13 protein-coding genes are annotated in these 13,810 nt (G+C 66.7%); 10 read left to right on the top strand and 3 right to left on the bottom strand.

Annotated features, from left to right (window positions below; genetic code table 11):
* Positions 1-156: 156 nt before the first annotated feature.
* The 3 genes from uvrA (at position 157) to EDF74_RS02560 (ending at position 4,326) form a co-directional block, all read left to right on the top strand.
* Positions 157-3,132, top strand: a complete 2,976-nt coding sequence (uvrA, locus tag EDF74_RS02570; RefSeq protein ID WP_123728665.1) for an excinuclease ABC subunit UvrA — start codon at positions 157-159, stop codon at positions 3,130-3,132.
* On the top strand, positions 3,129-3,536 hold the full coding sequence (locus EDF74_RS02565; RefSeq protein WP_123728664.1) for an acyl-CoA thioesterase: 408 nt from the start codon (positions 3,129-3,131) through the stop codon (positions 3,534-3,536). The genes uvrA and EDF74_RS02565 overlap by 4 nt, the downstream gene beginning before the upstream one ends.
* 76 nt (positions 3,537-3,612) lie before the next feature.
* Positions 3,613-4,326 carry an enolase gene (locus EDF74_RS02560; protein ID WP_123728663.1) on the top strand — a complete coding sequence of 238 codons (714 nt, stop codon included), beginning with the start codon at positions 3,613-3,615 and terminating at the stop codon, positions 4,324-4,326.
* A gap of 33 nt (positions 4,327-4,359) precedes the next feature.
* Here the strand turns inward: EDF74_RS02560 and EDF74_RS02555 are convergent, their stop codons facing one another.
* A complete protein-coding gene (locus tag EDF74_RS02555; protein ID WP_123728662.1) occupies positions 4,360-4,803 on the bottom strand; it encodes a copper chaperone PCu(A)C in 444 nt (147 codons plus the stop codon).
* 34 nt (positions 4,804-4,837) lie between these two features.
* On the opposite strand from EDF74_RS02555, the gene EDF74_RS02550 reads away from it, so the two are divergent.
* From EDF74_RS02550 to EDF74_RS02535, 4 genes are all read left to right on the top strand, one after another.
* A complete protein-coding gene (locus tag EDF74_RS02550; RefSeq protein WP_123728661.1) occupies positions 4,838-5,617 on the top strand; it encodes an enoyl-CoA hydratase/isomerase family protein in 780 nt (259 codons plus the stop codon).
* Between the two features lie 140 nt (positions 5,618-5,757).
* Positions 5,758-6,666: an acyl-CoA thioesterase II gene (gene tesB / locus EDF74_RS02545; RefSeq protein WP_088432131.1), complete on the top strand. Its 909-nt coding sequence runs from the start codon at positions 5,758-5,760 to the stop codon at positions 6,664-6,666.
* A gap of 1 nt (position 6,667) precedes the next feature.
* Positions 6,668-7,177: a putative signal transducing protein gene (locus EDF74_RS02540; RefSeq protein WP_123728660.1), complete on the top strand. Its 510-nt coding sequence runs from the start codon at positions 6,668-6,670 to the stop codon at positions 7,175-7,177.
* Positions 7,178-7,308: 131 nt separating this feature from the next.
* A complete protein-coding gene (locus EDF74_RS02535; protein WP_123728659.1) occupies positions 7,309-8,517 on the top strand; it encodes a sigma-70 family RNA polymerase sigma factor in 1,209 nt (402 codons plus the stop codon).
* A 55-nt stretch (positions 8,518-8,572) separates the two neighbouring features.
* On the opposite strand, the gene EDF74_RS02530 is transcribed toward EDF74_RS02535, so the two are convergent.
* Entirely contained in the window at positions 8,573-9,178 is a 606-nt protein-coding gene (locus tag EDF74_RS02530; protein ID WP_123728658.1) for an EF-hand domain-containing protein, read from the bottom strand.
* 154 nt (positions 9,179-9,332) lie between these two features.
* Between EDF74_RS02530 and EDF74_RS02525 the strand changes: the two genes are divergently transcribed.
* Together EDF74_RS02525 and EDF74_RS02520 are read left to right on the top strand one after the other, a co-directional pair.
* Positions 9,333-10,088, top strand: coding sequence for an arginyltransferase (locus EDF74_RS02525; protein WP_123728657.1), 756 nt, complete (start codon positions 9,333-9,335; stop codon positions 10,086-10,088).
* Positions 10,089-10,125: 37 nt separating this feature from the next.
* Positions 10,126-11,331: an endonuclease/exonuclease/phosphatase family protein gene (locus EDF74_RS02520; RefSeq protein ID WP_123728656.1), complete on the top strand. Its 1,206-nt coding sequence runs from the start codon at positions 10,126-10,128 to the stop codon at positions 11,329-11,331.
* A 253-nt stretch (positions 11,332-11,584) separates the two neighbouring features.
* On the opposite strand, the gene purT is transcribed toward EDF74_RS02520, so the two are convergent.
* On the bottom strand, positions 11,585-12,772 hold the full coding sequence (gene purT, locus EDF74_RS02515) for a formate-dependent phosphoribosylglycinamide formyltransferase (protein ID WP_123728655.1): 1,188 nt from the start codon (positions 12,770-12,772) through the stop codon (positions 11,585-11,587).
* 131 nt (positions 12,773-12,903) lie between these two features.
* Here purT and EDF74_RS02510 point away from each other — a divergent pair, with 131 nt between their 5' ends.
* A complete protein-coding gene (locus EDF74_RS02510; RefSeq protein ID WP_123728654.1) occupies positions 12,904-13,773 on the top strand; it encodes an SPFH domain-containing protein in 870 nt (289 codons plus the stop codon).
* Positions 13,774-13,810: the final 37 nt, after the last annotated feature.

Raw genomic sequence — 13,810 nt, 5'->3', positions numbered from 1 at the left:
GAAACCGGCTGGCGGGGTCTCAGGGAATGAGACATGGGGGTGGCAAAGTCCGCGATTGCCCCCAAATCCCAAGCTCGGTAGGCTGACCGATTGCCGTTTCCGATTGCCCCACCCGCTTGCCGGCTCCCTGAGCCGAAGCCCCACAACGGATCCCCCATGGCGATGGATTTCATCCGCATCCGCGGCGCGCGGACGCATAATCTCAAGAACATCGATCTCGACCTGCCCCGCGACAAGCTGATTGTCATCACCGGCCTGTCCGGCTCGGGCAAGTCCTCGTTGGCGTTCGACACCATTTACGCCGAAGGCCAGCGTCGTTACGTGGAGTCGCTGTCGGCCTATGCCCGCCAGTTCCTCAGCGTGATGGAAAAGCCGGACCTGGACCACATCGAGGGCCTGTCCCCGGCGATCTCGATCGAGCAGAAGTCGACCTCGCACAACCCGCGCTCGACCGTCGGCACGATCACCGAGATCTACGACTACCTGCGCCTGCTGTACGCCCGCGTCGGCAGCCCGCGCTGCCCGGACCACGGCTACCCGCTGGAAGCGCAGACCGTCAGCCAGATGGTCGACCACGTGCTGACCCTGGATGCCGAACAGCGCTACATGCTGCTGGCCCCGGTGATCCGCGAGCGCAAGGGCGAGCACGCCCAGGTGTTCGACCAGCTGCGCGCGCAGGGCTATGTGCGCGTGCGGGTGGACGGCCAGCTGCATGAAATCGACGCGGTGCCGCCGCTGGCACTGCGCCAGAAGCACACCATCGAAGCGGTGATCGACCGCTTCCGCCCGCGCGAGGACATCAAGCAGCGCCTGGCCGAGAGCTTTGAAACCGCGCTGAAGCTGGGCGACGGCATGGTCTCGGTGCAGTCGCTGGATGTGGAGGATGCGCCTGCGCACCTGTTCTCGTCCAAGTACAGCTGCCCGGTCTGCGACTACTCGCTGCCGGAGCTGGAACCGCGCCTGTTCTCGTTCAACTCGCCGGTCGGCGCCTGCCCGGGCTGCGATGGCCTGGGCATGGCCGAGTTCTTCGATCCCTCGCGCGTGGTGGTGCACCCGGAGCTGTCGCTCTCGGCCGGTGCCGTGCGCGGCTGGGACCGCCGCAATGCGTACTACTTCCAGCTGATCGCCTCGCTGGCCAAGCACTACAAGTTCGACACCGACGCCCCTTGGCAGAGCCTGCCCGAGGACGTGCGCCAGGCGGTGCTGTACGGCAGCGGCGATGAAACGATCACGTTCACCTACTTCACCGAAGCCGGTGGCCGCACCCAGCGCAAGCATCGCTTCGAGGGCATCATTCCCAACCTCGAACGCCGCTATAAAGAGACCGAATCCTCGGCGGTGCGCGAAGAGCTGGCCAAGTACATCAGCGAGCGCAATTGCCCCGAGTGCCAGGGCCAGCGCCTGAACAAGGCCGCGCGCAATGTGTTCGTGGCCGACCGTGCGCTGCCGGAACTGGTGGTGATGCCGATCGACGATGCGCTGAAGTTCTTCAGCAGCATGACCCTGCCCGGCTGGCGCGGCGAGATCGCCGGCAAGATCGTCAAGGAGATCGGCGAACGGCTTGGCTTCCTGGTCGACGTCGGCCTGGATTACCTGACCCTGGAGCGCAAGGCCGACACCCTGTCCGGTGGTGAAGCCCAGCGCATCCGGCTGGCCTCGCAGATCGGTGCCGGCCTGGTCGGCGTGATGTACGTGCTGGATGAGCCGTCGATCGGCCTGCACCAGCGCGACAACGAGCGCCTGCTCGGTACCCTGACCCGCCTGCGCGACCTCGGCAACACGGTGATCGTGGTCGAGCATGACGAAGACGCGATCCGCCTGGCCGACTACGTGCTGGACATCGGTCCGGGCGCGGGTGTGCACGGCGGCGAGATCGTGGGCCAGGGCACGCTGCAGGACATCCTGGATGCGCCGCGTTCGCTGACCGGCCAGTACCTGTCGGGCAAGCGCGCCATCGAGATCCCGGCGCGCCGGCACAAGCCCAACCCGAAGATGACCCTGCACCTGCGCGGTGCCAGCGGCAACAACCTCAAGGGCGTGGACCTGGACATTCCGTCCGGCCTGCTGACCTGCATCACCGGCGTGTCCGGCTCGGGCAAGTCGACCCTGATCAACGACACCCTGTTCTCGCTGGCCGCCAACGAGATCAACGGCTCCTCGCACCCGATCGCCCCCTACAAGGAAGTGGACGGGCTGGATCTGTTCGACAAGGTGGTGGACATCGACCAGTCGCCGATCGGCCGCACCCCGCGCTCGAACCCGGCCACCTACACCGGTCTGTTCACGCCGCTGCGCGAGCTGTACGCGCAGGTCCCCGAAGCGCGTGCGCGCGGCTATTCGCCGGGCCGTTTCAGCTTCAACGTGCGCGGCGGCCGCTGCGAAGCGTGCCAGGGCGATGGCCTGATCAAGGTCGAAATGCACTTCCTGCCGGACGTGTACGTGCCCTGCGATGTCTGCCACGGCAAGCGCTACAACCGCGAAACGCTGGAGATCCTCTACAAGGGTTACAACATCAACGACGTGCTGCAGATGACCGTCGAAGATGCGCTGAAGCTGTTCGAACCGGTGCCGAGCATCGCGCGCAAGCTGGAAACGCTGGTCGATGTGGGTCTGAGCTACATCAAGCTCGGCCAGAGCGCGACCACGCTGTCCGGCGGTGAAGCGCAGCGCGTGAAGCTGTCCAAGGAACTGTCGCGCCGCGATACCGGGCGCACGCTGTACATCCTGGATGAGCCGACCACCGGCCTGCACTTCCACGACATCGAAGCGCTGCTCGGCGTGCTGCACAAGCTGCGCGACGAAGGCAATACGGTGGTGGTGATCGAGCACAACCTGGACGTGATCAAGACCGCCGACTGGATCGTTGATCTGGGTCCGGAAGGCGGCCATCGCGGTGGCACCATCCTGGTCACCGGTACGCCCGAAGACGTGGCGGCCTGCCCGACCTCGTACACCGGCCAGTTCCTGGCCAAGATGCTGCCCTCCACCAGCGCGCGCCCGGAACAGCCGGCGGCCGTGGCCAACAAACCCGACGCCCGCCCGCCGCGCAAGGCCAAGCCGGAACCGAAGAAGGCCGTGCGCAAGACCGCCGCGACCAAATCCCCCAGCAAGACCAAGAAGAAGACCGCATGAGCAACGAGCACAAGATCCTCGCCCGCGTGCCGATCAGCGTCCGCTGGCGCGACATGGACAGCATGGGCCACGTGAACAACGCCAAGTACATCTCCTACCTGGAAGAAGCGCGCGTGCGCTGGATGCTGGGGGTGGAGGGCGTTTCGATGACCGACCGGATCGCACCGGTGGTGGCGGCGACCAACGTCAACTATCGCCTGCCGATCGTGTGGCCCAACGACATCGTGGTGGAGCTGTTCGTCGAGCGTCTCGGCAACAGCAGCGTGACCATCGGCCACCGCATCGTGGACGAGAAGAACGACACCACGCTGTACTCCGATGGCAACGTGGTGGTGGTCTGGATGGACACGCAGACCGGCAAGAGCGCGCCGTTGCCCGAGGCGATCCGCACCGCGTCAAGCTGATGGGTTCTGCCGCGTCAAGCTGAAAGGTCGTGCCGGCCGCTGGCCGGCACGCCCGTTTCACCTGCAAAGGAATGACATGCTTCACCAGACCGATATCCGCTCGCTGCGGCCCGGGCTCACGCCCTTCCCCACCGACGTATTCACCGCCGACCAGCCGTGGCTGGGGCGACATCTGCTGCCACTGATCAGCATCGACCTGGGCGTATTGCGCCCGGCGCTGACCGGCACCATTGCCACGATGCTGTGCCCGATCGAACCGGATGAAGGCTGCATCGGCGAAGAGACCGCAGCGCACCACACCGAGTTCACCGGCACGAACTGGATCGCATTCGAGCTGACCGCCGATAACCGCATGCGATTCCTGGGGGAGGAAGGCTATTTCCTCGGCGATCAGTTGGCAGACAAACACGTCACCGAAATGACGGAGAGCTACGCCAAAGCGCATGCCTACTTCCAGTCGCATGGCCGCCTGGCCAGCTACTCGCGATACGGCGACGGCAGCGCAGGCGAGCAGGCCTACCTTGACGTGCTGGGCGGGCAGGTATCGAACGGCAACTGGGTTGAAACCGCGCCGATTCCGGCGGCGTTCGCGCTGACATTCACCGCCGCCGCGTACGACCGGCATGCACCGGAGGATGCCGAGCGCGTCATCATCAGCCGCGACGGCAACCCGTTCTTCTCGGTCGCCGAAGTCGCCGGCTACAACTGGTGCGCGGCAGGCCCGGATGCCATCGTGATGCTGTACGAGCCACACAGCCGCACCGTGCTGTTTTCCTTCGACTGGTCGTAGACGGTCGTTCCCGGCTGCGCAGGGTTGCCATCCTTACTTCAACGCGCTGCGCACCTGCAACGTTCCATCCACCTTGCGCCCATCTTCCAGGCTCAGCCGCAACGGCAGCTGTGCGCCTTCCTTCAGTGCTACCTCCGGCTGCATCAGCATCAGATGCAGTCCGCCGGGTTTGAGCGCGACCGTTGCGCCTGCCGCGATCAGCAGGCGTTCCACCGCGCGCATGCGGCTGACGCCGTCGACCAGCGTGGTTTCGTGCAGCGACACCTCGCCGAACGCCTTGCTGCCGGCGGCGACCACCACTACCGCCTCGCGGCAGTCATTGCGGATCTGGCCGTAGCCGGCCGCCATCGGCATCGCACCCGGCGGCAAGCGTACCCATCCCTCGCGCAGTGACACACAGGCCGGCGCTGCGGCCACGGCTGATGTTGCGAGCGCACACAGCCCCAACAATACGCACACGAATGGTTTGGTTATCATCGGCTTCGTTCCCTGTCCGCAACGAGACTGCAGCATGACGACGCTCATCGAGGTGATCAACCATGGCCCCATCCGCGAACTGCGGCTGGCCAGGCCGCCGGTCAACGCGTTGGACACCGAGCTGTGCCGGCATCTGATCCACGCAATCAACCAGGCCATGTCCGATGACGTGCACGGCATCGTGCTGTCCGGCAGCGAGCGCATCTTCAGCGCCGGCATGGACGTGCCACACCTGCTCGGCCACGGCGATGACAAACACAAGCTGCTGGACAGCTGGCAGGCCTTCTTCGGCGCCGTGCGCACCCTGGCCGAGTGCCGCGTGCCGGTGGTTGCCGCCATGACCGGGCATGCGCCGGCCGGCGGCTGCGTGCTGGCGCTGTGCTGCGATTACCGGATCATCGCCCGCAGCCCCGATGTCGCCCATCCCACGGTGATCGGCCTGAACGAAGTGCAGGTCGGGCTGGTCGCGCCGGAGGGCATCCAGCGCCTGATGCGCCGCGTGGTCGGCCATCACCGCGCCACCCAACTGCTGGTGGGCGGGGAGATGGTGCCGGCCGAGCGTGCGCTCGAGATCGGGCTGGTGGACGAACTGGCCGACGCCGCCCAGGTGGTTCCGCGGGCGGTGGCGTGGCTGCAGCGCCTGCTCAAGCTGCCCCGCCAGCCGATGCTGCTGACCCGCGCCATCGCCCGCGCCGACCTGCACGAGGCCCTGCACGCCGACCTGATCCAGCTCGACCGCTTCGTCGAGGCCTGGTACGCCCCGGACGCCCAGCAGGCGCTGCAGGGGCTGGTGGCCAGGCTGGGCAAGGCCTGAAGCCCGGCAAACGCCAACGCCCCGGTAGTGCCGGCCGCTGGCCGGCAACCAGGCAATGAACGATCGAAGTGGTGCGTGGTTGCCGGCCATGGGCCGGCACTACCCTATAATTTGCGTTCGCCCACCCCAGGTTGCTTCCCTTGTCCGCCACGCACGAACCCGTCGTTTCCGAGCTGATCGACCTGCTCTCGCTTGAACGCCTGGAAGACAATCTGTTCCGCGGCCAGAGCCGCGATATCGGCACCAAGTACGTTTTTGGCGGCCAGGTGCTGGGCCAGGCGCTGTCCGCCGCCCAGAAGACGGTCGAGAACGGCCGTCACGTGCATTCGCTGCACGCCTACTTCCTGCGTGCCGGCAACATCGACCACCCCATCGTCTATGACGTGGACCGCACCCGCGATGGCGGCAGCTTCTCCGTGCGCCGGGTCACCGCGATCCAGCACGGCAAGGTGATCTTCTTCTGCGCCGCTTCGTTCCAGCAGGCCGAGACCGGCGCCGAGCACCAGCACAAGATGCCGGAAGTGCCGCAGCCGGAGGACATCGAGCCGAACCAGCCACTGCCGCAGGCCGTTCTGGATCGGCTGCCGATCAAGGTGCAGCGCTGGCTCTCGCGCGGCGGCCCGTTCGAGTTCCGCCATGTCTACCCGCGTGACGAACTCAACCCGCCCAAGCGCCCGCCGTACCACCAGGTCTGGCTGCGCCTGAACGAGACCGTCGGCGATGCCCCGGAGCTGCATCAGGCGCTGCTCGCCTACGCCTCGGACTTCCACCTGCTCGGCACCGCGACCTTCCCGCACGGCATCAGCTACTACCAGCCGCATGTGCAGATGGCCTCGCTGGACCATGCGATCTGGTTCCACCGCCCGTTCCGCGCCGACGATTGGCTGCTGTACTCGCTGGACAGCCCCAGCGCGCAGGATTCGCGTGGCCTGGCGCGTGGCCAGTTCTTCACCCGCAACGGCATCCTGGTCGCCAGTACCGCGCAGGAAGGCCTGATCCGCGTGGTCGACGACAGTGCCGCGGCCGCCGCCGTGCCGGCCAAGGACTGACATGAGACAGATCTTCAACAGCCAGCGCGTGGAAACCGTCGAAGGCGTGGCCCAGCTGCTGCGCGACGCCGGCATCGAAGTGCGCATCACCAACGGACGCTCGTACCACAGCAAGCGCGGCAGCCAGTTCAGCTATCTGGACAAGGAAAAGGCCACTACCCACCCGACCCTGTGGGTGGTGCATGCCGATGACCAGCCCCGGGCCCGCGAGATCCTGCGCGATGCGCGCCTGCTCGAAACCACCCGCCGCGATCACCCGACCGCGCAGTTCGCGTTCCGCGACGAGGTCGCCCAGAACGACGCACCGCGCAACTGGGCCTGGCGCATCCGCATCGGTCTGCTGCTGGTGATCGCTGCCGTGGCGATGGTGGTAGTCATGCGCCACCGCGGCACCCCGGTCGTTGCGCCTGCACCAGCACCGGCCGTGCAGCCGGCGGCGTCGCCGACCGCACCGGCGGCCACCCCGCCGGAAGAAGAGGAAGTGCGGGTCCGGATCCAGCCCACCGAATGACAGGTAGTGCCGGCCGCTGGCCGGCTCCTCGTGCGGTTGGAAGCCTGCAGAGCCGGCCAGCGGCCAGCACTACCCGGTCACATCCGGGACCGGCACGCGTCATGATGGGACCATCCCCGGGGGAGGACATCATGACGACGCATCCGCTGACCACTACGCTCGAACGCGAGCTGCCCGCTGCCGCAGGCGGCTGCCAGCAGTCCTACGGACGCATCGTGCTGGCCTGCCAGAACACGGTCACCGCGATCGCGCTGGCGATCACCCGCGATGTGCATGCCAGCGAGGACATCGCGCAGGAAGCATTCATCAAGGCCTGGCAGCAGCTCAACCAGCTGCACAACCACGCCAGCTTCCTGCCGTGGCTGCGCCAGATCACCCGCAACCTCGCCCGTGACTGGCTGCGCGCCAACCGCGGCCGCCCCCTGTCCGGCGAGGCCGCCGAGATCGCCATCAACATGGCCGCCGACCCCAGCCCCAGTGCCCCGGATCATCTGCAACGGGTAGAGGAAGAACTGGCCGCCGAAGACATCATCTCGGCGCTGCCGGAGGACAGCCGCGAAACCCTGCTGCTCTATTACCGCGAAGGCCAGAGCTCGCAGCAGGTCGCCGACCTGCTCGGGCTCAGTGATGCCGCCGTGCGCAAGCGCCTGTCGCGTGCACGTGCCACCGTCCGTGAGGAGATGCTGCGTCGCTTCAGCGACTTCGCCCGCAGCAGCGCGCCCAGTGCCGCCTTCGCCACGACCGTCGTATCGATGGTGCTGGTCGCCGCCCCCGGTACGGCCAGTGCCGCGATCCTGCTGGGCACCGGACTGGGCACGGGCAAGCTCGGTCTGGGCGGTGCCAGTGTCTCCGGCGGTGCCGCAATGGGGTCATTGACGGCAGCGGCCAGCCAGACAAACGTGTTGCCGCCGGATCTCGCCTGGGGCGCGATCATCGGCAGCATGGTCGGCGGCGTGCTGGGCAGCTACCTGGGCGGCCGTTATCTGCTCTCGTATGCCGAGAACGAAGGCGAACGCGCAGCGATCCGCAGGTTCGTCCACTACAGCACCTTCACTGCGATGCTGGTCTGCATGGGCGTGTTCGCCCTGGGCTTCCTGCCCCTGGCCTGGTACTGGCCAGCCGTGGCGCTGGCGATCGGCCTGGGCGTCGTCAACTATCAGTGTCTGGTCCCGCTGCAGCGGATCATGGCGCCGATGATCGCGCGCGATGCGGCCCGCCACGGGCGCACCGGGGCGAACTGGAAATATCAGTCGTTGTACGGTCCCAAAGCACTGTGGGTCATGAATCTGCTGGTGGTCGGCACCATCGTCTGGGCGATGTACAAGAACGGCAGAATCTGAAAAAAAGGCGCCGGTCGATGACCGGCGCTTTTTTCGTGCAACACCTTCGTACCGCTTACTTCGCGGCCGGTGCCTTCGGCGGCATCGGCGGCTTGCCATCGCGGTGCTTGCCATCGCGATGATCGCCACGCGGACCACCGAACGGGCCCTTGGCGGCATCGAACTCGGCCTTGCTCAGCTGGCCGTCCTTGTTGGTATCGGCTGCGGCAAACCAGGCATCACGATGCTGCTTCATGCGCAGCTCGCGGTCAGCCTTGTCCAGGTAACCATCCTTGTTGACGTCCATCGCATCGAAGCGCGCGGCAAGGCGCGGGTCGGCCTTGGCTTCCTCGCGGCTGATGCGACCGTCCTTGTTGGTGTCCAGCTTGGCCATCCAGTCGCCATGCCCACCCGGGCCACGCCCGTGGCCCTTGCCGTGCCAGCGCGGCAGTTCCTCACGGGACAGCTTGCCGTCCTTGTTGGCATCCAGCGTGTCGAACTGCGCGGCCAGACGCGGCGACCTGGCCGCTTCGGTGCGATCGATGAAGCCATCGCCGTTGGTGTCCAGCTTGGCACGGGCCGGCTTGTCGGCGGCGGCGGGGGTATCGGCAGCGACCGCCAGGCCGGCAGCACCGGTGGACAGCAGCAGGGCCAGCAGCAGGAGGGATTTGCGGTTGCGCATGGGTAACTCCGGTTGGTGAGGGAAACTGCGTGCGGTGCGTGGCACCCACACCGGTAACAACGCGTGGGCGCCAGCACCGTTGACCGCCCGGCCGGCCGTGTTCATTTGGCAGACAGTCGCGCCGGCTGCGACGGCACGGGGCTATGCTGTGGGCATGGCAATACACGGCGACCGCGACGACGAGCTGCGACTGTTCCAGACCGGTGACCACCCCTGTGGCTACTGGCCGGAACGGGCCGCACGCGATCTGGTGCTCGACCCCAACGATCCGCGTCTGGGCACGCTGTACCCGATGGCGCTGGGCTGGGGCTTCCGCCGCTCCGGTGATCTGGTCTACCGCCCGCACTGCGCCGACTGCCACGCCTGCGTGGCCGTGCGCATCCCTGTGGCCCGCTTCGCACCGGACCGCAGCCAGCGCCGCTGCCTGGCCCGCAACGCGGATCTGGAAGTGCGTATCGTCGCGGCCGAACAGACCGAAGAGCAGTTCGCGCTGTACCACCGTTACCTGTCCCATCGGCACGCACAGGGCGGCATGGACGAGCACGGCCCGCATGAGTTCGACCAGTTCCTGATCGGGCGCTGGTCGCAGGGGCGTTTCATCGAAATCCGCGGCCCGGCCGAGGACGGCCATCGTGGTCCGCTGCTCGGGGTGGCCGTGACCGATGTGACCCCGCAAGGACTGTCGGCGGTCTACACCTTCTTCGATCCGGACCACACCCATCGCGGCCTGGGCACCTTCGCGATCCTGCAGCAGATCGCGTGGGCCCAGCGCGAGCAGCTAGCGCACCTGTACCTGGGCTACTGGATCCGCGATCACCGCAAGATGGACTACAAGCGCCGGTTCCGGCCGCTGGAGGCCTATGACGGCCGCCGCTGGCACGCCTTCGATGACGAATTGGACGGCCGCTGACGCATCACTGACACCGCGCCGGGTGCAAAATAGGCGGATGAAAGCCCATCCCCTGATCCTTGCCCTGGCCCTGCTCTGCGGCGCCTGCGCACAGACCCCTGCCAAGACCGCCGCCATGTCGGATTCCGCCTCCGCACCGCTGCGGATCGCCACCTACAACACCTCCCTGTACAGCGACGAGACCGGCGGGCTGATCGCCGAGCTCGAAGGCGACAGCGAACACGCGCGCAAGATTGCCGCCGTCCTGCAACAGGTCCGCCCGGATCTGGTCCTGCTCAACGAGTTCGATTACGACGACGCCCATCGCGCCGCTGATCTCTTCCAGCAGCGCTACCTGGAAGCCGCCCAGCCGGGCGGCGGTGAACCGCTGCATTACGCCTATCGCTACCTCGCCCCGGTGAACACCGGCGTGCAGAGCGGACTGGACCTGGACAACAACGGCGAGATCGGTGGCGAAGGCCGCGCCCGTGGCAACGATGCCTGGGGCTACGGGCTGCACCCGGGCCAGTACGGCATGCTGGTGCTGTCGCGCTACCCGATTGATGAAGCGAAGGTCCGCAGTTTCCAGCTGCTGAAGTGGAGCACGATGCCCGGCGCCCTGCGCCCGATCGACCCGCGCACCGGGAAATCCTTCTACAACGACCACGTCTGGTCGCAGCTGCGCCTGTCCTCCAAATCGCATTGGGACGTCCCGGTGACCACCCCGAACGGCACCGTGCACGCCCTGGTCTCGCACCCGACCCCGCCGGTCTTCGACGGCCCGGAGAAGCGCAACGCCGCCCGCAATCACGACGAACTGCGCCTGTGGCAGGACTACCTCAAGGACCGCGACACCTCATGGCTGTGCGATGACCGCGGCCACTGCGGCGGCCTTCCGCAGGACGCGCGCTTCGTCATCCTCGGCGACCTCAACAACGACCCGGCCGACGGCGACGGCCGCCACGAAGCGATCGTCGAACTGATCGAAAACCCCCGCGTCCTGCGCTACCCCACCCCGCGCAGCGTCGGCGCCGAGCAGACCAGCCTGGCCTACGCCGAAAAAGGCATCGTCCGCAAAGGTGCGCCCTTCCACGCCACCGGCGACTTCGGCCCGAAATCCGGCACCATGCGCCTGGACTACGTCCTGCCCTCGGTCGGCTTCAGCTACATCGGCAGCGGCGTGTTCTGGCCGTCCAACGACAGCCCGGAAGCCAAGATTGCCGACGGCAGCGACCACCACCTGGTGTGGGTCGACCTGAAGTAAAGCCCGCGTCGCTCTCAACGAAAAACGGCGAGCCAAGGCTCGCCGTTTTTCGTTTGCTCCGCTGTTCGAACCGCACAACCGACCTTCCACGAAGAGGTGATCGGGCAGCCCGATGAAGGACCGTGTGCGGCATGGATGCCGCACTACGAGCCCCCAAGGATGGGTTTACGGCGTGTTCTGCATCGGGCTGCCCGATCGCCTCACACCGACAGCAACCAAGGCGCCCAGCTTCGGCTTCGGCCTCAAACCCGGCTCAAGACCGCAACTCGATCCCGATCGCCTCAGCCGCCTCACGCGCGATCTTCCGCGCCGCATCGACATCCGCCCCCCGCGCCAAGGTCACGCCCACCCGGCGATGCCCGTGCACACTCGGTTTGCCGAACAACCGCAGCGCCGAATCCGGATGCACCAGCGCCGCGGCCACATTGCTGAAGAACGGCACACCCTCACCGTGTGCCAACATCGCGCACGACGCCGATGGACCACTCTGGCGGATCACCGGAATCGGCAGCCCCAGGATCGCGCGCGCATGCAGCGCGAACTCGCTCAACTCCTGCGACGCCAGCGTTACCAGACCCGTGTCATGCGGCCGCGGCGATACCTCGCTGAACCACACATCGTCGCCTTTCACGAACAGCTCGACCCCGAACAGCCCCCAGCCGCCCAGCTCATCGGTGATCGCCTGCGAAATCTCCTCCGCCCGCGCCAGCGCACGCGGCGACATCGGCTGCGGCTGCCAGCTCTCGCGGTAGTCACCGTCTTTCTGCCAGTGCCCGATCGGCGCACAGAACGAGGTCCCGCCCGCATGACGCACGGTCAGCAGGGTGATTTCGTATTCGAAGTCGATGAAGCCCTCCACGATGCAGCGCCCGGCACCGGCGCGGCCACCGGTCTGCGCGTACTCCCAGGCCGGCGCGATGTCGGCGTCCTGGCGCAGCGTGCTCTGGCCCTTGCCGGAGGAAGACATCACCGGCTTGACCACGCACGGCAGCCCGATCGCGGCGACCGCCGCGCGGTACTCGGCGTCGGTATCAACGAAACGGTACGGTGAGGTCGGCAGGCCCAGCGTCTCGGCGGCGAGCCGGCGGATGCCTTCACGATCCATGGTCAGGCGTGCCGCACGCGCAGTCGGCACTACCCGCAGTCCCTGCTCCTGTTCCAGCTGGACCAGCGTCTCGGTATGGATCGCCTCGATCTCCGGCACCACCAGATGCGGCTTCTCCAGTGCGATCAGCGCGCGCAGCGCCATGGCGTCGAGCATGTCGATCACGTGCGCACGGTGTGCCACCTGCATGGCCGGCGCGTTGGCGTAGCGGTCGGCGGCGATCACCTCCACCCCCAGCCGCTGCAGCTCGATGGCGACTTCCTTGCCGAGTTCGCCGGATCCCAGCAGCAGCACACGGGTGGCGGAAGGAGACAGCGGCGTACCGAGCGTGGACATGGCAGTGTTCCGGGCAACAGGGGCGGGAGGGCATTTTAGCCGCTGCGCCCCCTCCATGAGCGGCCTTCCCGGCACTTGCGGAGTGATATCAATTTGATATCTTCCAATCAACTACCCAAGGACGCCCCGCCATGAAAGAGAAGTCGATCCGCTCGCTGTCCGGCCTGCCCTTCCTGCTGCTGGTGCTGGCCCTGACCGCGGTGGCGGTGTGGATGTTCGTGGTCGGGGTGGACAAGGGCAACCGCAACCCGGCGCTGATCATCGGCAGCCTCCTGCTTGCCACCACCGCCCTGCTCAGCCTGGTCGGCCTGTATACGGTGCAGCCCAACCAGGCCGTGGTCGTCAGCCTGTTCGGCAAGTACGTCGGCACCGTCAAGGAGAACGGCCTGCGCTGGAACAACCCGTTCTTCACCAAGGTCAAGGTGAGCCAGCGCGTGCGCAACTTCGAGAGCGGCAAGCTCAAGGTCAATGAGCTCGATGGCAGCCCGATCGAGATCGCCGCGGTGATCGTGTGGCAGGTGGTGGATGCTTCCGAAGCTGTCTACAACGTGGATGACTACGAGAGCTTCGTGCACATCCAGTCCGAATCGGCGCTGCGCGCGATGGCGACCAGCTATCCGTATGACCAGCACGAAGACGGCCAGCTGTCGCTGCGCAGCCATGCCGCCGAGATCTCCCAGCACCTCAAGGACGAGCTGGCCGAGCGCCTGGCCGATGCCGGCGTGCAGGTGATCGATGCGCGCATCAGCCACCTCGCCTATGCGCCGGAAATCGCCCAGGCCATGCTGCAGCGCCAGCAGGCGAACGCCGTCATCGCTGCACGCACGCGGATTGTCGCTGGTGCGGTCGGCATGGTCGAAATGGCCTTGGCCGAACTGCAGAAGAACGGCGTGGTCCAGCTCGATGAAGAGCGCAAGGCGCACATGGTAAGCAACCTGCTGACTGTGCTGTGTTCGGACCGTGGCACCCAGCCGGTGGTCAACGCCGGTTCGCTGTATTGATGCACCAGCGTGCCGACCCAGGGTCGGCACCTGCCAA

This window comes from Stenotrophomonas rhizophila, assembly GCF_003751305.1.
GTDB classification, from domain to species: Bacteria; Pseudomonadota; Gammaproteobacteria; order Xanthomonadales; family Xanthomonadaceae; genus Stenotrophomonas; species Stenotrophomonas rhizophila_B.
The sequence above is the reverse complement of the archived record's forward strand: the minus strand, read 5'-3'. Positions and strand labels throughout refer to the sequence as shown.

Excerpts from the sequence above, each read along its gene's own strand:
- uvrA (WP_123728665.1), top strand. The coding sequence starts at position 157 with ATGGCGATGGATTTCATCCGCATCCGCGGCGCGCGGACGCATAATCTC.
- EDF74_RS02565 (WP_123728664.1), top strand. The coding sequence starts at position 3,129 with ATGAGCAACGAGCACAAGATCCTCGCCCGCGTGCCGATCAGCGTCCGC.
- EDF74_RS02560 (WP_123728663.1), top strand. The coding sequence starts at position 3,613 with ATGCTTCACCAGACCGATATCCGCTCGCTGCGGCCCGGGCTCACGCCC.
- EDF74_RS02555 (WP_123728662.1), bottom strand. The coding sequence starts at position 4,803 with ATGATAACCAAACCATTCGTGTGCGTATTGTTGGGGCTGTGTGCGCTC.
- EDF74_RS02550 (WP_123728661.1), top strand. The coding sequence starts at position 4,838 with ATGACGACGCTCATCGAGGTGATCAACCATGGCCCCATCCGCGAACTG.
- EDF74_RS02540 (WP_123728660.1), top strand. The coding sequence starts at position 6,668 with ATGAGACAGATCTTCAACAGCCAGCGCGTGGAAACCGTCGAAGGCGTG.
- EDF74_RS02535 (WP_123728659.1), top strand. The coding sequence starts at position 7,309 with ATGACGACGCATCCGCTGACCACTACGCTCGAACGCGAGCTGCCCGCT.
- EDF74_RS02530 (WP_123728658.1), bottom strand. The coding sequence starts at position 9,178 with ATGCGCAACCGCAAATCCCTCCTGCTGCTGGCCCTGCTGCTGTCCACC.
- EDF74_RS02525 (WP_123728657.1), top strand. The coding sequence starts at position 9,333 with ATGGCAATACACGGCGACCGCGACGACGAGCTGCGACTGTTCCAGACC.
- EDF74_RS02520 (WP_123728656.1), top strand. The coding sequence starts at position 10,126 with ATGAAAGCCCATCCCCTGATCCTTGCCCTGGCCCTGCTCTGCGGCGCC.
- purT (WP_123728655.1), bottom strand. The coding sequence starts at position 12,772 with ATGTCCACGCTCGGTACGCCGCTGTCTCCTTCCGCCACCCGTGTGCTG.
- EDF74_RS02510 (WP_123728654.1), top strand. The coding sequence starts at position 12,904 with ATGAAAGAGAAGTCGATCCGCTCGCTGTCCGGCCTGCCCTTCCTGCTG.